The sequence below is a fragment of the Brachyspira hampsonii 30446 genome (assembly GCF_000316195.1).
Taxonomy (GTDB): domain Bacteria; phylum Spirochaetota; class Brachyspiria; order Brachyspirales; family Brachyspiraceae; genus Brachyspira; species Brachyspira hampsonii_C.
The window spans coordinates 478436-500093 of record NZ_JH994110.1; the positions used below are offsets into that span (position 1 = coordinate 478436).

Sequence of the window (21658 nt, forward strand, 5' to 3'; positions counted from 1 at the left end):
AAGCAGGTTTTAATTTTTTATAATTAAATTAATTTTATCTAATTATTGAACATTTTGTTTTGTAGTTGTAATTTTTCCATCTCTAAATAGATAAAGATTATAATGAGTTTTGCCTACATTTATTATAATATAAAACAACATATTTCCTGTACCATCTGTATTAAAAGTAAGTTCATATTTTTCTTCAACAATATACTCCGTAGATAGATTATTATTATATAGGGTTATCATATATTTATTGCTGTCTTCTTTAATTATATTATTTTTTTCTATTGTACTTCCATAAAAAACTACACTGCCGTCTGTATTAATAATTAATTCTACATCTTGAAATACACTATCAACCACTGATTCAAAATCAGCAATTATTTGAGCTGCTAGCGGAGGGGAATCAGGATAGAACTCAAATTTTATTTCGGCATTAATATACCATGTTGCATGATATTTTTCTCCTATATCTATTTCCGTATATGGGTTTGTATTATTGTTTTTACATCCTATAGCATAAAATCCCGACAACATAACAATAAATAGAATTGAAGATAATTTCTTATTCATTTTTATCTCCTAAGTATTAATGTCTTAATAAGATACCTTATTACAAAATATATTTCAAAATAAATTTAATTAAAATTAAACATTTTCATAATTATAATAATTAATTATATTTTATTTCTATATTAAAAAATAGAGTTGATAAATTCATATTGAAATTATGTATTAATAATTTATTATGTATTAATAATTTATCATTTATGAAACAAAAAGATGAGGATTAATTATGAAAAATATTTATTTATTTTTGCTTATTGTATCTATTTTTATTGTTTCATGTGCTAATAAGATTACAGCCCCTTCAGAAAGTAATGGTATAATATATTATGACTATGATACTGCAGAAACTAAGAAATATAGTATTATGAAAAATGACAATAACACTTACACTTACATTACCGTTAAAAGCACTTTCAGAAAGTTAGCAGAATCTAAAAATACTATTATTTATGTTGAAGATGGACAAGATATTACAAGAGATTATATTATGAACTTTATAAATAAATTTGAAGAGTATTATCCTAAAGAAGTTGAAATATATGGAGAACCATCAGATATTGATGGAAACGGAAAAATAATATTCTTAATGGCTTCTCTAAATATTAATAAAAAACCTAATGAACGTAGTTTTGGCGGATATTTCGCTTCTTCTGATTTACTTTATGGAAAAAATGGAGAAAGAGGGGAGTATCTGCATGTTGATATTGAAGACTCCATTTATAGCGTAGTTGGCATTATGATGCATGAACTTCAGCATTTAATTAATTATAATATGAATGCAATTAATGGAAATAAATCAATGGATATTTGGCTTGATGAAGCACTTTCAGAATCAACATCTTATTTATTTTCAAAGGATATTGTAAAATCAAGAGGAGAGTATTTTGTAGAAACCCCTTATTATTCTTTTTATTCTTGGTATATGCAGTCAAATAATAGAAATAATATCTTTGGGGAAATCAGTTTTATTATAAGTTATTCTTCTGTATCAGTATTTATGAACTGGCTAAATAATAAAACAGGAGGAAACTATAATATTTATAAAGAAATAGCACATTCTAGTACTTCATTAACAAGCGAAGAAAGACTTACAGGTATTACATCTAAATATGGTCTTGGAGACAATATGGATGATGTAATGCTTAATTGGATAGACGGATTAAGTAAAGGGGATCTTCCTGGAATAAGTATTTCTGCTATAAATCCAAGTTATCCAAATATAAGTCAAAATGGAAGCATACCATTATTGCCTAAATCAGTTATAGTTTATAATACAGCTTCTATTCCTACTGACTCCAAAATTAAGACAATACAGTTAAGCGGAGAGGGTTGGAATGGGTTTTCTGCTGTAGTAAATACTTCTGAAAATAAAAAGGCAGGATATGCTGATGAAGCGGATATTGTAAGGCTTAACTTGACTCAGGTAAATGGTTTGAGTTCTTCAATGAAATATAAATCACTTGATTTAGACTCACTTAAAGGCTATCCTTTTATAGATAAAGTTTTTAGTAAAGATTATATAATAGAATAATAAAATAGTATTTAATAAAGGAATTATTATGAAAAGAAATTGGATATTTTTATTAATTATTTTTATATTTATTGCTTCATGCGGTAATAAGATTACAGCCCCTTCAGAAAATATAAATGGTATAGTATATTATGATAGTGAAACTGCAGAAACTAAATATTTTTCTTTTTATAAGATTGATGGCACTACAGGTGAAGATTTTGAAGCTAAAAGTAAGTTCAAAAAACTAGCAGAATCTCAAAATGCTATTATTTATTTTGAAGACGGATATAGTTTTACTAGAGATCAATTAAGAAGTTTTCTCACTCAATTTGAAGAATCTTATAAAAAAGAGATAAGCATATATGGAGAGCCATCAGATCTTGATAGAAATGGTAAAATAATATTTTTAATGGCTAATATTAATACAAATGGAAATAGTATAGGAGGGTATTTCGATCCGAATGATTTGATTGATGGAAAAGATGGAATAAGAGGGGAATATCTTCATGTAAATTTTAAGTGGGAATTTGAATTAATATTTGCTGTTATGATGCATGAACTTCAGCATTTGATTAATTACAATGTAAATGTTTTTGGACATAATAAAGATATGGATATTTGGCTTAATGAGGCACTTTCTGAATCCACATCACATACATTTAATAATATCTTTGTACAAGATAGAGTACAATCATTTAATGAAATACCTTATTATTCTTTTTATTCTTGGTATTTGAAATATGAAGATGAAACAGATATATTTGGACAATATCTGGATGCTTTAAGCTATTCTCCAGCATCAATGTTTATGAAATGGATTGATACTAAAACAGGAGGAAATCAGGAAGTTTATAGAAAAATAGCCTCTTCTACTATAGCAGACAGTGAACAAAGACTTGTAAATTCTGTAAATGAATTAGCACCATCTTTAGGCAGCGATATGAATACTTTATTGATTAATTATATTTCTGATATATATAACGGAAATAACTTAGGGTTAAATGTTTCTCCTATTCCTTTATCTGATTCGGGTCTTACTGAATATTTAACTGTAAACGGACAATTACCGCTAGTTCCTAAAGCATTAGTAGTTTGTTCTGCTGAGGATGCCAACAAAATAACTGATTCTAAAATAACAAAAACAGCTTTAAAAGATGGTAATTATCTTCTATTAAATACTTCAAAAAATGCAACTCCTGGATTTGTTGCAGCGAATAATGTTGTAGGCATTTCAATAACTTTGCCGCAGTCATCAAAATCTTTAAGCGTACAATATAGTGATTTTAAAGATTTAACCATATTCAAAGATAATTACTTCAAAGATGTGATAATTAAGGAAAGAGATTAAGATAATATATTATTTAATAATCAGGCTATTATAGAAAATTGTAATAGTCTGATTTTTTATATCAAAAAGTATACTGCAATAATTAGAATTTGTTAATTAACATAATATTTTTTAATTGACAAAACAATTTATATATAATAGTATATAATAAATAAATATTTAACTTTTTTAATTATATAAAGGTTGTATATAATTATGCTGTATCAAATTTTTTATCCATTAAGGGAATCATTTTTTGGTTTTAACCTATTTAGATATATCACATTCAGAACTGCAGGTGCTGTAGCTACTGCATTGATATTAGTGCTTTTATTTGCTCCGAATGTTATAGAAAAATTAAAAAAACTTCATTTCGGACAGGTTATAAGAGATGACGGTCCTGAAACACATTTAGTTAAAACAGGAACTCCTACTATGGGAGGGATATTTATAATAGGAAGTATTGTAATCAGTGTGCTTTTATGGGCTGAATTAGATAATTTAAAAATAATACTGCTTACTTTATCATTAGTAATACTTTCTATAGCAGGTTTTTTAGATGATTTTTTAAAGATTAAATATAAAAACTCAAAAGGTCTTCCCGGAAAATACAAAATATTTTTTCAAACTTTTGTAGGAATTATAATAGGAGTCTATTTATATTATTTTGATAAATCAACTTTTTTGATGACATTTGAACTTAATCAAGGTATAGGAGTATTAGAAGCTGTAAAAGTGGCACAAGTACCTTCTTCAACTATATTTCTTCCATTTGCAAGTACAATATATATAGATTTAAAAATATTATACATACCATTTGCAACATTTGTAGTTGTGAGTATGAGTAATGCTGTTAATCTTACCGACGGACTTGACGGACTTGCTATAGGACTTTTAATAATAATGTCTATGGCTTTAGCGGTTCTCTCTTATGTATCAGGAAACTCACTAATAGCAACTTATTTAAAAATACCTTTTATATCAGATGCTGGAGAGGTTACTGTTTTTGTAGGTTCTTTAATAGGTGCAGGATTAGGCTTTTTATGGTTTAATTCTCACCCTGCTCAGGTGTTTATGGGAGATGTAGGAAGTTTATCTTTGGGAGGAGTTTTAGGTATCATAGCCTTATTCATAAAGCATGAATTACTTCTTGTTATAATAGGTGCTGTTTATGTGGCTGAAGCATTCAGTGTAGTTTTGCAGGTTTTTTCATATAAACTATTTAAAAAGAGAGTATTTAAAATGGCTCCTTTACATCATCATTTTGAAAAATCTGGCTGGAAAGAAACTCAGGTGGTATTTAGATTTTATATTATAGGAATTATAATGGCTCTTATTGGAATAGCTACGCTTAAAATAAGATAAAATTATATATTGATTTATTTTGAATAATTAGTATATTTATGATAGGGGTATGTAGTAAATATAATTTAGGAATATAATTAATGGAAGGAAAATTAATAGTATTAGAAGGCATAGATGGTTCTGGAAAATCTAGTATTGGTATGATGCTTACTGATACTTTGAATAGTCTTGGAATAAAATCTATATATACATTTGAGCCTACTCATGCATATTATGGCTCTAAATTGAGAGAAAGCATGCTCTCTAAAGATTTAAAACCTGAAGAAGAATTATCATTATTTATAGCTGATAGAAAAGAGCATATAAAACATATGATTAAGCCTGCTATTAATGACGGATATGTAATAGTATTAGACAGATATATTTATTCCTCTATAGCATATCAGGGAGCTAAGGGTATAGATAAAGAATATATATATAATCTGCATAAAGATTTTATATTACAGCCTGATATAGTATTTATACTCCATCTTGATATAGAAACTGCATTAAACAGAATCATGGAAAAAAGAGGATTCGTTGATAGATTTGAAAACAAGAATTATTTAGAAGAGGTTGATAAAATATTCTGCTCTTTTGATGCCTCATATATACATCATATAGACGCTTCCAAATCTCAGCAATCAATCAAAGATGAAATTTTAAATACTATAAAAGAATCTAAAATACTTCCTCTAAATTCTCTTCAATAGAATCTGATATTATTTGATTATTAGCTGTTTTTGTGTAATAAGTATTGCCTATAGATTTCTTATCCAAATTTTTTATATCCAATGCTAGTATATAAATCTCACTTTTTTTAGTTCCCTCTTTTGATGTATAAATATTTTGTCTTAATTCTCCGCTTACAAGTACATGTCTTCCTTTAAATAAACTAACCGCAGCTTTATCTGCATTATATCCCCAAGTTACTAAATCAAAGAAATATACTTCCTTTTGTAAAGTTCCGTTTGTATAATAGAATCTATTATTGGCTACAGAAAATTTGCATAAAGATTTTCCATTTTTAGTTTTCATGTAAGTAGGATCTTTTGTTAATCTTCCTTCTATTACTATAATATTAGCATTTCCTGACATATTAAAACTCCTATTGATTATTGTCTTTATGCTAATAGTTAAACAAATTTTTTTATCAATTTAAGCCTAACTTTTATAAAAAATTATAAAAATAAATAATATAAAGGAGAATCTTCTTTTATATATGGTTTTAATTCTTTAAATGTAAAACTTATCTCTGTAATTCCTACTGTATATGGTGATATATCATTAGCCTGCCATACAAAATTTAAAGAATTAGGAAGCACTCTAAAAGTTGAGCTTTCCAATGTGATAGAATCAAATTCATAGTAGTCCTCTTTAGAATAACCTGTTTTTAATATTTTATCTCGCATTAATGAGATTAAATCAGCATTATTAAAGTCAGATATTAAATCTCTTATAGTAATGAGATTAGAACTTTCTAATGAAAATACTTCCTGAATATTAGCTTTTTCAGCATAATCTCCGCCTGTATACAATGATGAATAATTATCAAGTGCTATTATACGGCTGTCTATATATCCTACATTAACTGTATTATCTATTTCATAAGTAGTATTGCTTGAACCTATATATAAAAGTCCTTTCCATTCATTATAGTAATTATCACATTCTTCCTCAGCATAATTAATAGATGATTCCATATCTGAAGAGCTTGTATCACTGTTCTTACTAAATAAAAGTAAAGTTTTATGATAGGAGAATATAGAATTACTTATACTTTCATTTTTATAATAATCTACTATATCCGCATAATATACAGGAAGATTTCTATTTAAAGAAAACTCCATATCTTTAACTTCATTTAATTCCTCATATTTTATTTCTGCATTTAATACTATATCATCACTTAAACTGCCTACTATAGAAGCATGAATATTATTATTATCATCAACTTCCTGCAAATTTATTTTATTATTATTAATAGTACCTGTAATTACTGATTTTTCATTTTTTGTATAATAATAACCGCTTACTTTTTGATTCTTTTCATTTACATACAAATACATATCAGCCTTTTCTCCGGATATATTTCCTTCAAGCAAATAGAATTTAGATTCTTGTATTTCTGAACCATTTTTAGTTTTATCCGTTGTAATGCTTTTAGAATTATTGCAGGAAATAATTAAATTAATAACAATTAACAAAGACAAAAACTTTTGAAACATATATAATACACCCTTAATTTTTTTGCTATAACTGTTAATATATAAATTAATACCAATAAATCAATACAAATAATTAAAATTATTATAAATAATTGACTTTTTATAAAATTAATAATATCATTGATTAATTATAAATTTCTTCTAAAAATAGGATTAAAGTATGGAAAAAGTGCAAATAGAAAATGTTGAACTTACATTATCACATCCGGATAATTTAAATATAAAATGGACAGGACAGAATGATTTAGTAAGACAGATAATGGCTTCTTGGCATTTAATTTCAGAAGATGATATACCTCTAAACCCAAGAATTGTAGGAAAACCAGGTGCCGGAAAAACTACTCTTTCGTATTATGTAGGAAAAGAAATTCTAAATAGAGATGTTTATATATTTCAATGTACTGTAGATACAAGACCTGAAGATCTTATAATTATTCCTGTAATATCTGAAAATAATAAAATAAGCTATCATGCTTCTAGTTTGGTTACTGCTATGATTAAAGGAGGGGTAGCTATACTAGATGAAGGAAATAGAATGAGTGAAAAAACTTGGGCTTCGCTTGCTCCGCTTCTTGATGACAGAAGATATGTAGAAAGTGTAATAGCTGGAATAAAGATAAAGGCTCATCCTGATTTCAGAGTAATAGTTACTATGAATGATGATGCCAGCACTTTTGAGCTTCCTGAATATATACATTCTCGTCTTCAGCCTACTATAGAACTTCCTTTCCCTGATGTTAAAGAAGAATATGATATATTAAAGATGAATCTTCCTTTTGCTGATGATGAAATATTAAAAATTACTGTAGGTTTTTTACAAAAATCACATATTCATAATGCTTCTTTTTCTGTGAGAGATGGTATTAATATGGCTAGATATGCAATGAAATTATATAAAGGAAATATTGCAAGCAGCAGAGATACAGCATTTTTAATAGCATTAAAATCTGTACTTGGTAATGAGGGGCTTAGAATATTAAGTCTTAATATTGATGATAGAGATAATAAAGATAATAGAAGAAATATGGACGATGACGGAACTAATATCATATAATCATACAATGCAGTTTTTATATGCATTATATGATTTTGATATTATCCTATTTTATGCAATTTAAAATATTCTAATTCTGAATAAACTCTTTCTGTATTATTAGCAACTTCTTTTCCTAGTATGGAGCTATTATTTACTAGAGCAGAGTTTTCATGAGTAATATTATTTAGTTCATTCATAGCAAGTGCAATTTCTTTTACGCTTCCTTCTTCCTCTGAAACCGCATTATGAAGATTATTTAAAACTTCTGAAACTTCATTTGCAGAAGCCTCTATATTTAAAAGTATTTCCAAAGAATGCTTAACAGATTCATCTCCTGTTTCTATTTTAGCAACCCTATTTTCTATTATATTTGTAATCTTTCCGGCAGCATCATTAACATTTTGTGCAAGAGAACGGATTTCCGAAGCAACAACAGCAAATCCTTTACCTTGTTCGCCTGCTCTGGCAGCTTCTACAGCAGCATTCAAAGAAAGTATATTAGTTTGAAATGCTATAGATTGTATAAGCTTTATTATATCATATATCTCTTTACTAGACTGAGATATATCAGCCATATTATTAGAAATCTGTGTTACAGCATCAACTCCAACTCTTGTAGAATCAGCTACTTTATTACTCATATCTTTTACATCATTAGTATGCTTGGATGTTTCAGATATAGAAGAGAATAGACTTTCTATAGCACCGCTTATCTGTTCTATAGCAGCAGCCTGAGAAGATGTTCTGTCTGATAAGTTATCTATACCATTTGATATTTGTCCGCTTGAATTATTTATAGAAGCCATATTCATTTTTATTTCTGATACTATAGATGATATTTTGTTTTGCATATCATTAACAGAATTAACCAAATGTCCTGATTCATCTTTTAAATCCAAATCTTCTTTATCAAATACACTATTAAAGTTTCCTTCTTTCATTAAGTCTATAATCTTTATCGTGTTTTTTAATGGCTTTACTATTTTATAAACTAGAAACCCTTCAAGAAATAAAAGAATGATCATAACAATAAATATCACAAACATTAAAATCATAAATTGATTATTTAATTCGCTTGCATCTCCTTTGAATATTAATATCCATGGAGCATTATCTGTTTTTTGCACTGAATACCATTGATTGCCTACGATTTTTACTTCTCCTATATGTGATATGAGATTTCCTTTAAAAGAACTAAAAAGCGGATCTTTAAATAAATTATTATTTTCATTTAGTACATAATCATTATTTTCATGAGTCATATATATTCCATCAGAGGATACTATATAAAAACTTTCATCAAAATTTTCTTTTATATCTTTCATAATAGCATTCATATCAGCAAAGTCTATAGCAAATACTCCTTTTAATTTTCCATTTGTATATACAGCTTTACTGAATGTAACTGTAAGTTTATTAACCGCAAAATCTATATACGGATCGCTTATTGCTATATCATTGGAAGCTACCGCATCCTGATACCAAGGTCTTGAAGTTTGATTATATGTACGGGGATATTCTTCTAAAGTATTTATGTATATTCCTCCTTCTGAATATGGTACAGTATCTCCAAAATACATATTTAAGTAACCGGTACCTGATTTATGTACATTTGTTATAAAATTACCGAATGTCTCTAAACTTGGATTTACTTCTAAATTATTAACTATTAAATTGACTGTATTTTTTATTTCTTTTACATACGCTTCTGCTTCATTTTTTGAGTTTAAAGTTTGAAAATATTTTTCTTTTAAAAATTTTGATTTATATATTGGTTTGTATATAAATAATATTGCTAAAAATGCAGCAAATAGAAATATAGAAAAAATACTCAAAAACTTGAACATTAATCCTCTTTTCATTGATTCTCCAAAATTCACTTTATATTTTTATGCGATTAAATATAATAAAAAATACAATTTTTTTAGAAAAAATAAAAAAATTATTTTTATAATTTTCTAAAATTTATATATTAGATAGTATTATGTAAATTAGTTATATTATAATTATTATTTTTAAATGAACGCAGAGTAAAGCTAAAATTATAAACTTATTTTTAATTTATATTTTTGTCATATTATAAATTTTTTTTACCGTGCGTTAAATGATTTTTTTAATCTAATCCTCACTAGGGTGGGTGCTAACAAAGTCTAATTAGGTTATAAAGATAGTAAATATTAAAATCCAAAATAAAGCTGTAAATTTTAAATGGCGGGGTATGTAAATAAAGTTTTAAAACTTATTTTTCATTCCCTCCCTATAGGTTTGTTGTTTTAACCTGCAATTAAAATTTTATTTATCTTTTTACTTTATTCTAATTTATTAAAGCCCACCCAAATTTTTACTAGGTTTTGAATTCATCTAACGCACGCAGAATAGATTTTAAAATATAGGAAAAATTTGATTGTTAATCGATTAATATTTTAGAATTTATTTACCGTGCGGTGTATAGACTATAAATTTAAATTAGTTTGGGTGGGTGCTACAAATTCTAGTTAGGCTATAAATATAATTAATATTAAAATTAAAAATAAAGCTGTAAATTTTAAAGGGCGGGGTATGTAAATAAATTTAAAAACTTATTTTTCATTCCCACCCTCTAGGCTTATGACTTTAATTTGCAATTATAATTTTATATTTTATTTTTTGTTTAATTAGAATTTTTAGCTGCCCACCCAAGATTTTTTTAAATTTATAGCGTATTTGCTGCACGTAGAATAAAATTAAAAATATAGATTTATTTGTAATTCAAATTTTATTATATTTTTAATTTTGTTTACCGTGCGTTAAATAATTTTTAAATCTAATCAACACTTTGGCGGATACTGAAATTTATAATTATGAGTTTATCACTAGCAGCAATAATAAATTAAATATATTTGCCTGCTTCTTTGATACTGAGATTCGCCATGTCGTCTTTGTGCCTTTCTATAAAATCTCTTACCCAATGAGGATCGGTCTTACTATAATCCCTTAATGCCCAGCCTATTGCTTTGTTTATAAAAAACTCTTTATTGTTTAAATTGTTTATTATAATTTTTTCTAATAATTCAGTATTGGTTTTATCTTTTCTTAAAAGCTGATGATCTATAGCTATTCTTCTAAGCCAAATATTATCAGATAAAGACCATTCTAAAAGTATGTTATTAACTGCTTCATCTCTTAAAGCAATATCTCCGATAATTCTGTCCAAAAAATCTATAGTATCCCACCATGATTTTGTGAGGGCATATATTTTTAATTTTTCTATATGAGTTTTATTTAAATATTTATTTTTTAATATAAGATAATCTATTGCGGCATACTGAAATTCTCTGTATTTATTTTTGTAGCATTTGTCGGTGAAGTCAAAATCAATATATTCTTTTTCATCTTTTGAAATTGTTTTAAATACTTTTTTCTGAGCTTCTTTTCTCTCTTTTGAATGAATACCCAAAAACTCAAAATTATTTTTCATGTATTTAGCCATTGAATCGGCTTCTTTATTGTTTTTTAATATTTCAAATTCTTTTGAGAGATTATTATATAAATTATTCATTTAATAAAGCTTTAAAACTACTTATCAAAAATATATTTATAAACATGATCTGATAAAGGTATTCCATTTTTTAAGTAATCAGCAGAACAAGCCTCTTTTCTCTCGCCCGGTATTGATATAGTTTCACCTTCTTTTAAGGCTGGTTCTTTTCTTATATCATCAATAAATGACTGCACAGTATTTAAATAAGTATCTAAATCATTATAAACAGCAGGATCAATAACTAGCATAAATGTGGATAGATTTCTTTTTTTATCCATATCACCGTACATCTTCACTAAATTATTGCAGTAGGCCTGACCTATTAAAAGCCCTGTAAAAGCTTCAACCATGGTCATTATTAAATATCCCTTAACTCCTCCGAAAGGTACAACATACTTTATTTCATGCGGATTAGAACTAGGATTACCATTTTCATCAACACCCCAATGCATAGGCACTGTTTCATTATTTTCACGAGCGGTAAATATGCGTCCTAATGATACTTCACTCGTAGCCATATCACCAAGTATAAAATCTCTTTTAGCAGGAAAACCATAGCTTATAGGGTTAGTACCAAAGAAAGATCTCTTTCCTCCGAAAGGTATAACGCAAGGATCTGTATTAACCATTATTAGAGAAACTTTATTTCTGTCTATAGCCATTTTATTATAATATCCTAATGCTCCTGCATGGCTATTATTTTTTATTCCTATTAATGCAATTCCTTGTTTTTCAACAGTTTCCAAAGCCCATTCCATAGCATACTGTGTTGCAACATGTCCGAATCCTCCGTCAGCATCCATTAATGCAAAAGACGGTTTTTTCTCTTCTATATTAAACTGTGAATTTAAATTTATTCCTCCTGCTTTTATTCTTTCTATATAATGCTCTACCCTTAATACTCCATGTGAATGTATTGCTCTTATATCTGCATAGATTAATAAATCTGTAACTATTCCAGCCTGTTCATTAGGTACCCCAGCCATTTTAAATTTATTGTATACGGCTTCCATTAATTCTTTTGTATTAACTCTTATCATGTACAAAACCTTTTTGTTATTCAATAAACATAATAAAGTTTACATAATTATAGATATAATGTCAATAATTTTATTTTAATATTAAATTAAAAAAAAGAACAAGAGATATTTACATATCTCTTGTTCTAATATATTTTTATATTAAAGCGTATTTATATTAATCGTCCCATTCCTGACCTAATAACTGACCAGATTTATCAATGTATAATTCCATCATATTATTCATTTTAACTTTATATACATTGTAATGCTCCATCTCTACTGCCCAAATCTGAGCCTGAGGATAAGTTCTCTTAGCAGTTGCTATTACGGCTTGAGGAACTTGATTAAGAGGCACATACCAATCAGCAAATAAAGCTGAAGTGCTTAAAACTGTTAAAGCTATTAATAAACAAAGTATTTTTTTCATAGTATTACTCCTTTTATATAAAATATATTAAATTAATCGTCCCATTCTTGACCTAATAGATTGCCTGCTTTATCAATGTATAATTCCATCATATTATTCATTTTAACTTTATATACATTGTAATGCTCCATTTCTACTGCCCAAATCTGAGCCTGAGGATAAGTTCTCTTGGCAGTTGCTATTACAGCTTGAGGAACTTGATTAAGAGGCACATACCAATCAGCAAATAAAGCTGAAGTGCTTAAAACTGTTAAAGCTGCTAATAAACAAAGTATTTTTTTCATAATATTACTCCTTTTATATAAAATATATTAAATTAATCGTCCCATTTTTGACCTAATAACTGACCATTATTGTCTATGTATAATTCCATCATGTTATTTAATTTGATTTCAAATATAGTAAACTGTTTTTCTATTTTTATAATTTGAGCATTAGGGTAAGTTCTTTTTATTGTGTTCATAACATTAGCAGGAAGTATAGTAGAAGGCATATTTCCATAACATTTCACTTCTTTCCAATCTCCATTAGGGAAGAAATCTATTTGAGTACCGTTTTCTAAATATACTTCGATATCGTCCCAATCTCTTTCTATGAAAGTTACTTTCACATTAGCAAAATGCTGTTTTATAAAATTCTGAGCATTCTGAGGGATAGAAGATAATTGCACTCCATATCCATATTGTGCCCCTTGACCTCCTTGCTGAGCATAAGGGTCTTGATAATTATTTTGAGGGTTTGGCTGTACCTGAGGCTGACCATAAGGATCTTGATAGCCTCCTTGTCCTCCTTGCTGTCCATAAGGATCTTGATAACCTCCTTGTCCTCCGCCTTGACCTTGATTATTGTCATAATATCCATTATATTGAGCAAACAATGAACCTGTAAGCATTGCTGAAACAAAAATTATAGATAAAGCTTTTTTTATAGTAGTCATAAAATTTCTCCTATTTTTAATTTTGTAAAGACACCCTGATACTAGGTAAATTATCTTTACATTTAGTATTATAGTATAATTTTAAGATTATGTCAATTAATTTTACTAGTTTTTTACTAAAAATTTACATTTTTTTAGTAAAAATTATAATAAATTCATTGGATTAAACTATAAAAACTATAGTTTTATATGTAAAAAAATCTTGATTTTAATGTATAATCAATGTATAATTAAACGAACAAAAATAAATAATTAATGGTAATACAATTATGAAAAAAGTAAATTTATGTTTATTAGGGGCTTCTGGTGCTGTAGGTCAGGAAATGCTTAAAGTATTGGAAGAAAGAAAATTCCCTATCAATGAGTTAAGACTTCTTGGAAATAGAGAAGCAGGAAAAAAAGTAAAATTTAACGGAAAAGAATACACAATCGAAAAGACAACTAAAGATTCATTCAAAGATATGGATATAACATTGGTTGCTGTAGGAGCAGATTTAAGTAAGAAGTTTAGCCCATTAGCAGTAAAAGCAGGAAGCATAATTGTAGATAACAGCAGTGCATTTAGAATGGATAAAAATGTTCCTTTGGTAGTTCCTGAAGTTAATCCTGAAGATGTTAAACTTCACAAAGGAATAATAGCAAATCCTAACTGTTCTACAATAATAGCTTTAGTAGCATTGGCTCCGCTTCACAGATTCGGAAAAATTAAAAGAATTATAGCATCTACTTATCAAGCTGTTTCAGGTGCTGGTAAAGAAGGTATGGAAGAATTAGAGCAGCAGATTCAAGATTATGTTGCTAAGAAAAAACTTGTTAATAAAACATTCAAATATCAAATAGCATTCAATTTAATTCCTCAAATTGACTCATTTGATAAAAACGGATATACTAAAGAAGAATTAAAAATGACTAATGAAGGAAGAAAAATACTTCATGCACCTGATATGAATGTAAGCTGTACATGCGTAAGAGTTCCTGTTATGAGAAGCCATAGCGAATCTATTACAGTAGAAACTGAGAAAAAAATAACTGCTAAAAAGGCAAGAGAATTATTATCTAAAGCAAAAGGTGTAAAAGTAGTTGATGATCCAGAGAAATTTAAATATCCTATGCCTTTAGATACTTCTGATCAAGATTTAATATATGTTGGAAGAATAAGAGACGATATAAGTGCTAAAAACTCATTAACATTCTGGTGTGCAGGAGACCAAATAAGAAAAGGAGCTGCTACAAATGCGGTGCAAATAGCTGAGCTTCTTTTACCTGAATTAGAAAAAAAATCTGATGATTCTGCCAAAAAGAATCCTACTAAAAAATCGGCTGTAAGAAAATCAGCAAAAAAATAATAAATTAAATATAGAGGCTGTGTATTATACATAGCCTCTTTTTTATTATAATAAATTAAGTAATTTGTATAGCTATATTATATCTGTTTCAAAAACAATTTAATAAATATTTTTTATATAAGTCTATATTAAAAACACAGAATATTATTTATCAAAACTATAAAATTATCTTATATATCTCTCAATTTATATCTAAAATTATACTTTTTTCAAAACTAATTTTTTTATAATTTCGGCTGTGTGATTTCTAACTATAAGTATTAACAAATTGAGTTTGAATCAAGCTATTAATTATATTTTTCAAGAAGCTGAACTATATCCTTATAATCTTCTAATTTTGCTAAATCAAGTGCAGTCCTGCCATATTCATCAGTTACAGAAGTATCAGCATTATTTTCTAAAAGTACTTTTGCAGCTTCAAATTGATTAAAACTAGCAGCCATCATCAAAGCAGTCATTCCAAAATCAGTGGTATAATTAATATCAGCACCATTTTCTAATAACATATTTATTATATTAGTATTCCCTCTATAAGCAGCATTCATTAAAGGAGTAGAAGATATGTCCGTATGTTCATTTTCTATTTCGCATACTGTATTGGCATCAGCACCTTTCTCAAGTAAAAATTTTACCATCTCTTCATTATTATAAGTTGAGGCATAAACTAAAGCATTAATGCCGTCATCATCTTTAGCTTCAATGTCAGCACCTTTTTCAATTAAAAGCTCTGCTATAGCAATATTATGAAGGCTTGCCATAAGAGGAGTAAATCCTGTAAGTTCGGTAGGTAAATTTATATCAGCTCCTAAATCTATAAGTTTACGAACAAGTTCTTCATCATACATAGCTTCTGTTAAAGGAGTAGAATATCCCAAAGTTAAATTAACATCGGCATTATTTTCTAATAAATAATTTATAATATCAGTTTGCTTATATTCTATAGCTTTTATTAAAGGGGTTGACTTGGAATATTCATCTATATCTAAATTATAATTAACATCTAAACTTTTTGATTCAATTAATTTTTTGATTGTTTCTAAGTCTCCCATTTTTATTAAGTCTATAATCTCTTCATCTGTATATGAAAGAGAGTAATCTGTTAATTCTTCTGTTTGATTTGTATTTATTGAGTTATTATTTGTAATTTTTGCTTGTTCTGTTTGATTCGTACTGTCATCTAAATTTATAGCTGCTTTATCTGTATTATTATTGTTTGCTTCTTTTGTATTGCAAGAAAATATTATAGTAGAGAGAAAAAGAATTAATAAATATTTCATAAACGATATTATCCTATAGTCAAGTTTTTATTAGTATATTATATAAATATTTTTTTTCAAGTTTTCATATTAAATCCATATAGGGTATAATCTTTCGCTTAAAGTATGTTTATAATAATAAAATAATTATAAAATATATAAACTATTTTTATGTTTTAAACTATTTAATAGTTGACTTTTTATGTATATTTTATATTATAATATGTATAAAAATATTGTTAAGGATAGTTTATGAAAATTACTAAAATATTAATAACCATAATATTTTCATTAGCTTTATTTAATTCATTTGGTTTCAGTCAATATAATAATGATGAAAAAACGTTAATAGAAGCTTGTAAGAAAGGCGATTTAGAAACGGCCAAAAAACTAATAAGAACAGGCACTGATGTTAATACAAAAGATGATAAAAGAGTAAGTGCTTTGATGTATGCTGTGAAAAGCGGAAATTTAGATTTGGTAAAAGAATTAGTAAGATTTGGGGCTGATATAGGATATTATTATGGTTCTTCTGATGACAGAGGTAAAAGTGTAAATATTGATATAGCTTTCTTTGCTATCGAAAACGGCAATAATGATATTATCGAATATTTATTAAGCAAGGGAGCTAATCCTAATGATTTTTTATTTTTTGCCATATACAAAAATGATATTAATAGAGTGAAAGAATTTATAAAAAAAGGAGCTGATGCTAATTATTATCTTCCTTATGCATCTGAAAGAGGTAATGTAGCTATAATGCAGGAACTTATAAAGGCTGGTGCAGATGATTTTAATAATTCTTTGAGAAGGGCAATATTTGAATATATTTATCAGGAAATAGATAATAGTGAAGCTATAATTGAATTGATAAAAAGAAATGCTGATATTAATATGACATTAAGTGTAGATATATCAGAAACTGACAACTATTCATATTATATTCAAGTACCAATATTCTTTTATGCTATACAAACCAAAAATTATAATATTGTTAAGGCTTTTCTAGATAAAGGTGTAAAACTTGAAGGTACTAATAGGTATAATCAAACTGTGATAATGGCTGCAATAATAACTAATAATGCTGATATAGTAAGAGAGATTCTAAAAAAAGATAAAAGTTTATTGGAAGAAGATATTGAAAATGAGACAGTATTAACTTGGGCAATAAAAAATCATAGAGGTTTTCGTTATAATGATAATTATAGTGTAGATGTAAAAGTTATTGATGCTCTTTTAGAGGCTGGTGCTGATTATAATGCAAAAAATTCTGATGGTAAAAATGCTTTAATGACAGCAGCTTCCGAAGGCAGAGAAGATATTATTGAGTTATTGGAAAAATATGGTGCTTAAAACTAATAAAAAATTATAAAATATATTTTAGGAGATTAAATATGTTATGCAAAAAATGTTTAAAAGAAATTAAAGACGATTCTATATTTTGCAGTTATTGCGGAGTAAAATTGGAAGATATAGAAAATATGTCAGATGTAAAAAGTTCTATTAATGAAGAAGCTAATAGTAATAAAGAGTCCAATATTAACGAAGAAGTTAGTAGTAATAAAGAGTCCAATATTAACGAACAAGCTAATAGTAATGAACAAGCTAATAATAATGAACAAGCTAATAATAATGAACAGGCTAGTATTAATGAACAGGCTAATAGTAATTTTAGTAATAGTTTTTATGTTCCAATATCTGGTATAAAATCAAAATTTGATCATGGTTATGAACATATGTTGTTTTCGGCATTTATACTGCCTATTGTTATAATGTTATTAATGATGACAATGAATGTTAATTTTCCATTTATAGCTATTGTTGTTCCGTTTATTTTTGTTATTTTAGCTATGAAAATGAATCCAAGAGGAGTTTATATAGATGTTAGAGAAGGGCGTTTAGTAAAAAATAATAATGCTAAATTTGGTTTTTTAAAAGATGTTTTATATTTAAAAGAAGTATTTTTTATAGAAGTAAAGAGTTTTCAAATAGATGCGATACCATTTCCTAAAGGTAATTTTTTTAATGCATTATTAGGAAGCGGTACTTTTTATAAATTCTCATTTTTTAATAAAAATGGACATAAAATATTATCTTTATGTGTTTCAAATATAAATGAGAAAAATAAATTATTAGATGCTCTTTCAAAAACATTAGTTTCATTAAATAAAGGTGATGTTAAAGTAGATATTATTGATTCTGTAAGCAGAGATTTTGATGAATTAGCCAAATAATTTATATAACTTTATAATACTTTATTAAAGAAGCATAATGCAATTAACTTGTAATTATTGCATTATGCTGTTTTTATAGTAAAATACTTTCATTATTTAGGATTTTTAATAATGAAAAAAACAAATAGCAGTATAAAAGATAACAACAATTTTGATGAGTGTTTTGAAGAAAGCATAAAAGATAATGTAATATTTTTTCCGATCAGACATCACTCTCCTGCATGCTCATATCATTTGAAGAAAATTTTTGAGAGTTTTAAGCCTGATGCTGTACTTATAGAGGGACCAAATGACTGTAATGATCTGATGAAGTATATGATTGAAGAAGATACTAAAGCACCATTTTGTATTTATTCAAGCTATGTTGACGGAAATAATGAGAAATACAGATGCTACTATCCTTTTTTAGATTATTCTCCGGAGTTTACTGCTATAAGAGAATCACTTAAAAATAATATTCACTGCTGTTTTATAGATATGAATTATGCCTTTATGATAGAGAATTCTATAGACAACTCAGAGCATGAAAAAGAAAGTAATAATAATCAAGAAAATTCTGAGGAAGTTAATAATAATACAGATGCAAAAAGAAAAAAATTAGTATCAATTTATGATAATGATGATAATAGATTTAATGTTAATGCTTATACTGTAGAGCTGACCAAAAAGGCAGGACTTAGAAGTTTTGCAGAGCTTTGGGAGAGAGATTTTGAGATAAATGGTATACATAAAGAAAGTAAAGACTTTATAAGAAGTGTTTATGCTTTAGGCTATTATATGCGTTTGATAGAAGATGAAGATTTTGAAACTAGAAATAGAGAATATGTAATGGCTTTAAATGTTAAAGAGGCATTAGAAAAATATAATAGGGTTTTGGTAGTTACAGGAAGTTTTCATACTAAAGGCATAATAGATAAATTAAAAGAGGATGAAAAAGATAATAAAAAATTAAATAAAGAATATAAAAGATTAAAAAAATACATAATTTCAAATACAGCCAACTATTTGATACCATATTCATTTGAAGATGCTGATGCTAGAAGAGGATACAGAGCCGGCATAGAGTTTCCGGCATTTTATAATTTGGTTTATAAAGAACTAGAAAATTATATAAATCAAAATAATACCGGTAATATAGGTAATATGTATTTAGATGTTGTAATGTCATTTATAATAAAGGCTTCAAATATAGACAGATACAATCATAATGTAAGCATACCAGACTGTATTAATGCTTATTATATGGCAGTCAATCTTGCTAAATTAAGAGGTAAGTATTCGGCAGGAGTTTATGAGCTTATAGATGCTGCTAAGAGTGCATTTGTTAAGGGTGATATATCTTTGGAGAACACTAGCAATCTTGATTTGATGCTTAAACTTCTTTCAGGCATGTCAAATGGTCATGTGTCGTCAAAAAGTATAGTTCCTCCTGTTGTAATAGATTTTAGAAATAAATGCAAAGAATATAAAATAAAAACTAATAAAACAGAAGAAATAGAATCTGCATTAGATATAGTAAAAAATAGAAGTCATTTTGAAAAGAGTAAATTTTTTCATAAGATGCAATTTTTGGATACGGGATTTTGCAAATTAGAAAGGGGACCTGACTATGTAAATAAAATTAATAAGAATCTAGCAAGAGAAATTTGGAAATATGAATATAAAACAGCAGTAGATTCCGTTTTAATAGATAAATCTGTTTATGGTGTAACAATAGAAGAGCTAGCATCAAATTTGATAGTTGAAAAGCTAAATAGCCGTATAGGAGCTGCAGAGGTTTCAAAACTCTTAATAGAAGCTAATGTTATGGGGATTTACAGCTTTTTTACTGATAACTATAACAAAATAGAAGAAACTATACTTAGTGATAATAATTTTGTAAGTCTTTGCTCCTGCCTTAATAATTTATCATATTTAGCTAATATGGAAGCTATTAATAATAATTTATCAATAGAGAGGGAATCATTATTTTGTAATTATGATATAATGTCTGTTATAGAGTCTTTGGCCAAACAGGTATTTACGATTGCTGTTATTAATATGGACTCTATTAAAAATCTGCCTGAAGAGGAGGCATTAAAAAATTCCCATTATATAAAAAATCTATATTCATTTACATTAGAAAATCCTAATTGGTGCGATATAGATATTTTTAATAATAAAATAGATTCAATGCTTGATAATACATTCGGAAGTTCTCATATATATGCAGTTTGCCTAGCTTTAAAATATAAATCGGGAAGATTAACAGCAGATGAATTTTCTCATATAATATCATCTTTTATGGAATCTTCTGATATAGAATCATCTTCATATTTTTTGAACGGCATACTTTCAGCAGCAAGAGATATATTATTCATAAATGAGAATATTATAGAAAGTATAGACTTGGCAATAAAAAAATTAGATGAAGATAAATTTTTAGAGATACTTCCTAATTTTAGATATGCCTTTGCCAATTTAAGCCCTATAGAAATAGAGCGTTTATCATATATTATAGCTGATAAATATAATATTAGTAAAAATAAAATATTAATTGATGTTAATCTGCCTATAGAAGAAATACAATTAGCTTCCAAGATAGATAATGAAGTTTTTGATTTAATGATTAAAACTTTATAAAAAATCATAAAAATGAACATATTAATATTAAATTTGTATTATATGTATAAATTACTTTAATAATTCATAGTCATTTATTTATATTTCTTATTTATTAATAAAAAATATAAATAAAAGTATTGTAAGTGTAGTTTACAATATTATAATTTTATTGTTATAAATTTATAAAGATATTAGGAACTATTTTTAAATTTATTCGTCTAATAATACGAATTTTATATGGAAACTTGATATTTTCTATTCTAAGTTTATAATATGAAGATTTATTACTAAACTTTATAATATGATAAA

Annotated in this window: 19 protein-coding genes; 9 read left to right on the forward strand and 10 right to left on the reverse strand. The window is 26.8% G+C overall.

Annotated features, from left to right (window positions below):
• Positions 1-42: 42 nt before the first annotated feature.
• On the reverse strand, positions 43-558 hold the full coding sequence (locus tag A966_RS02150; protein WP_008722033.1) for a hypothetical protein: 516 nt from the start codon (positions 556-558) through the stop codon (positions 43-45).
• A gap of 223 nt (positions 559-781) precedes the next feature.
• On the opposite strand from A966_RS02150, the gene A966_RS02155 reads away from it, so the two are divergent.
• The 4 genes from A966_RS02155 to tmk all read left to right on the forward strand — a co-directional run bounded on the left by A966_RS02155 (position 782) and on the right by tmk (position 5452).
• Positions 782-2086, forward strand: a complete 1305-nt coding sequence (locus A966_RS02155) for a hypothetical protein (RefSeq protein WP_008722035.1) — start codon at positions 782-784, stop codon at positions 2084-2086.
• 28 nt (positions 2087-2114) lie between these two features.
• Positions 2115-3416, forward strand: a complete 1302-nt coding sequence (locus A966_RS02160; RefSeq protein WP_008722036.1) for a hypothetical protein — start codon at positions 2115-2117, stop codon at positions 3414-3416.
• A 195-nt stretch (positions 3417-3611) separates the two neighbouring features.
• Positions 3612-4760, forward strand: coding sequence for a phospho-N-acetylmuramoyl-pentapeptide-transferase (gene mraY, locus A966_RS02165; protein ID WP_008722038.1), 1149 nt, complete (start codon positions 3612-3614; stop codon positions 4758-4760).
• An 80-nt stretch (positions 4761-4840) separates the two neighbouring features.
• Entirely contained in the window at positions 4841-5452 is a 612-nt protein-coding gene (gene tmk / locus A966_RS02170) for a dTMP kinase (protein WP_008722040.1), read from the forward strand.
• Here tmk and A966_RS02175 read toward each other — a convergent pair.
• Complete coding sequence (locus A966_RS02175; protein WP_008722042.1) at positions 5421-5837, reverse strand: single-stranded DNA-binding protein; 417 nt, start codon at positions 5835-5837, stop codon at positions 5421-5423. The genes tmk and A966_RS02175 overlap by 32 nt on opposite strands.
• Positions 5838-5920: 83 nt before the next feature.
• Entirely contained in the window at positions 5921-6967 is a 1047-nt protein-coding gene (locus A966_RS02180) for a hypothetical protein (protein ID WP_008722045.1), read from the reverse strand.
• Between the two features lie 160 nt (positions 6968-7127).
• On the opposite strand from A966_RS02180, the gene A966_RS02185 reads away from it, so the two are divergent.
• A complete protein-coding gene (locus A966_RS02185) occupies positions 7128-8021 on the forward strand; it encodes an AAA family ATPase (protein ID WP_008722047.1) in 894 nt (297 codons plus the stop codon).
• A gap of 41 nt (positions 8022-8062) precedes the next feature.
• Here the strand turns inward: A966_RS02185 and A966_RS02190 are convergent, their stop codons facing one another.
• The 6 genes from A966_RS02190 to A966_RS02215 all read right to left on the reverse strand — a co-directional run bounded on the left by A966_RS02190 (position 8063) and on the right by A966_RS02215 (position 13909).
• Positions 8063-9865: a methyl-accepting chemotaxis protein gene (locus tag A966_RS02190; protein WP_008722049.1), complete on the reverse strand. Its 1803-nt coding sequence runs from the start codon at positions 9863-9865 to the stop codon at positions 8063-8065.
• Positions 9866-10872: 1007 nt separating this feature from the next.
• Positions 10873-11541, reverse strand: coding sequence for a DNA alkylation repair protein (locus A966_RS02195; protein ID WP_008722051.1), 669 nt, complete (start codon positions 11539-11541; stop codon positions 10873-10875).
• Positions 11542-11558: 17 nt separating this feature from the next.
• A complete protein-coding gene (locus A966_RS02200; protein ID WP_008722053.1) occupies positions 11559-12563 on the reverse strand; it encodes an Ldh family oxidoreductase in 1005 nt (334 codons plus the stop codon).
• Between the two features lie 157 nt (positions 12564-12720).
• A complete protein-coding gene (locus A966_RS02205; protein WP_008722055.1) occupies positions 12721-12972 on the reverse strand; it encodes a PepSY-like domain-containing protein in 252 nt (83 codons plus the stop codon).
• Positions 12973-13004: 32 nt separating this feature from the next.
• On the reverse strand, positions 13005-13256 hold the full coding sequence (locus A966_RS02210; RefSeq protein WP_008722057.1) for a PepSY-like domain-containing protein: 252 nt from the start codon (positions 13254-13256) through the stop codon (positions 13005-13007).
• Between the two features lie 32 nt (positions 13257-13288).
• Positions 13289-13909 carry a PepSY-like domain-containing protein gene (locus A966_RS02215; RefSeq protein ID WP_008722059.1) on the reverse strand — a complete coding sequence of 207 codons (621 nt, stop codon included), beginning with the start codon at positions 13907-13909 and terminating at the stop codon, positions 13289-13291.
• Positions 13910-14178: 269 nt separating this feature from the next.
• On the opposite strand from A966_RS02215, the gene A966_RS02220 reads away from it, so the two are divergent.
• Entirely contained in the window at positions 14179-15255 is a 1077-nt protein-coding gene (locus tag A966_RS02220) for an aspartate-semialdehyde dehydrogenase (RefSeq protein WP_008722061.1), read from the forward strand.
• Positions 15256-15542: 287 nt separating this feature from the next.
• Here the strand turns inward: A966_RS02220 and A966_RS02225 are convergent, their stop codons facing one another.
• Positions 15543-16532, reverse strand: a complete 990-nt coding sequence (locus A966_RS02225) for an ankyrin repeat domain-containing protein (RefSeq protein WP_008722064.1) — start codon at positions 16530-16532, stop codon at positions 15543-15545.
• A 231-nt stretch (positions 16533-16763) separates the two neighbouring features.
• Between A966_RS02225 and A966_RS02230 the strand changes: the two genes are divergently transcribed.
• The 3 genes from A966_RS02230 to A966_RS02240 all read left to right on the forward strand — a co-directional run bounded on the left by A966_RS02230 (position 16764) and on the right by A966_RS02240 (position 21367).
• Complete coding sequence (locus A966_RS02230) at positions 16764-17864, forward strand: ankyrin repeat domain-containing protein (RefSeq protein WP_008722067.1); 1101 nt, start codon at positions 16764-16766, stop codon at positions 17862-17864.
• 41 nt (positions 17865-17905) lie between these two features.
• Entirely contained in the window at positions 17906-18745 is an 840-nt protein-coding gene (locus A966_RS02235; protein WP_008722069.1) for a zinc ribbon domain-containing protein, read from the forward strand.
• Between the two features lie 111 nt (positions 18746-18856).
• Positions 18857-21367 (forward strand): DUF5682 family protein, encoded by a 2511-nt coding sequence (locus A966_RS02240; RefSeq protein ID WP_008722073.1) that lies wholly within the window; start codon positions 18857-18859, stop codon positions 21365-21367.
• Positions 21368-21658 lie beyond the last annotated feature (291 nt).

What these genes read in the sequence shown, in the direction of transcription:
- A966_RS02150 (WP_008722033.1), bottom strand. Translation starts at nt 558, where the DNA reads ATGAATAAGAAATTATCTTCAATTCTATTTATTGTTATGTTGTCGGGA.
- A966_RS02155 (WP_008722035.1), top strand. Translation starts at nt 782, where the DNA reads ATGAAAAATATTTATTTATTTTTGCTTATTGTATCTATTTTTATTGTT.
- A966_RS02160 (WP_008722036.1), top strand. Translation starts at nt 2,115, where the DNA reads ATGAAAAGAAATTGGATATTTTTATTAATTATTTTTATATTTATTGCT.
- mraY (WP_008722038.1), top strand. Translation starts at nt 3,612, where the DNA reads ATGCTGTATCAAATTTTTTATCCATTAAGGGAATCATTTTTTGGTTTT.
- tmk (WP_008722040.1), top strand. Translation starts at nt 4,841, where the DNA reads ATGGAAGGAAAATTAATAGTATTAGAAGGCATAGATGGTTCTGGAAAA.
- A966_RS02175 (WP_008722042.1), bottom strand. Translation starts at nt 5,837, where the DNA reads ATGTCAGGAAATGCTAATATTATAGTAATAGAAGGAAGATTAACAAAA.
- A966_RS02180 (WP_008722045.1), bottom strand. Translation starts at nt 6,967, where the DNA reads ATGTTTCAAAAGTTTTTGTCTTTGTTAATTGTTATTAATTTAATTATT.
- A966_RS02185 (WP_008722047.1), top strand. Translation starts at nt 7,128, where the DNA reads ATGGAAAAAGTGCAAATAGAAAATGTTGAACTTACATTATCACATCCG.
- A966_RS02190 (WP_008722049.1), bottom strand. Translation starts at nt 9,865, where the DNA reads ATGAAAAGAGGATTAATGTTCAAGTTTTTGAGTATTTTTTCTATATTT.
- A966_RS02195 (WP_008722051.1), bottom strand. Translation starts at nt 11,541, where the DNA reads ATGAATAATTTATATAATAATCTCTCAAAAGAATTTGAAATATTAAAA.
- A966_RS02200 (WP_008722053.1), bottom strand. Translation starts at nt 12,563, where the DNA reads ATGATAAGAGTTAATACAAAAGAATTAATGGAAGCCGTATACAATAAA.
- A966_RS02205 (WP_008722055.1), bottom strand. Translation starts at nt 12,972, where the DNA reads ATGAAAAAAATACTTTGTTTATTAATAGCTTTAACAGTTTTAAGCACT.
- A966_RS02210 (WP_008722057.1), bottom strand. Translation starts at nt 13,256, where the DNA reads ATGAAAAAAATACTTTGTTTATTAGCAGCTTTAACAGTTTTAAGCACT.
- A966_RS02215 (WP_008722059.1), bottom strand. Translation starts at nt 13,909, where the DNA reads ATGACTACTATAAAAAAAGCTTTATCTATAATTTTTGTTTCAGCAATG.
- A966_RS02220 (WP_008722061.1), top strand. Translation starts at nt 14,179, where the DNA reads ATGAAAAAAGTAAATTTATGTTTATTAGGGGCTTCTGGTGCTGTAGGT.
- A966_RS02225 (WP_008722064.1), bottom strand. Translation starts at nt 16,532, where the DNA reads ATGAAATATTTATTAATTCTTTTTCTCTCTACTATAATATTTTCTTGC.
- A966_RS02230 (WP_008722067.1), top strand. Translation starts at nt 16,764, where the DNA reads ATGAAAATTACTAAAATATTAATAACCATAATATTTTCATTAGCTTTA.
- A966_RS02235 (WP_008722069.1), top strand. Translation starts at nt 17,906, where the DNA reads ATGTTATGCAAAAAATGTTTAAAAGAAATTAAAGACGATTCTATATTT.
- A966_RS02240 (WP_008722073.1), top strand. Translation starts at nt 18,857, where the DNA reads ATGAAAAAAACAAATAGCAGTATAAAAGATAACAACAATTTTGATGAG.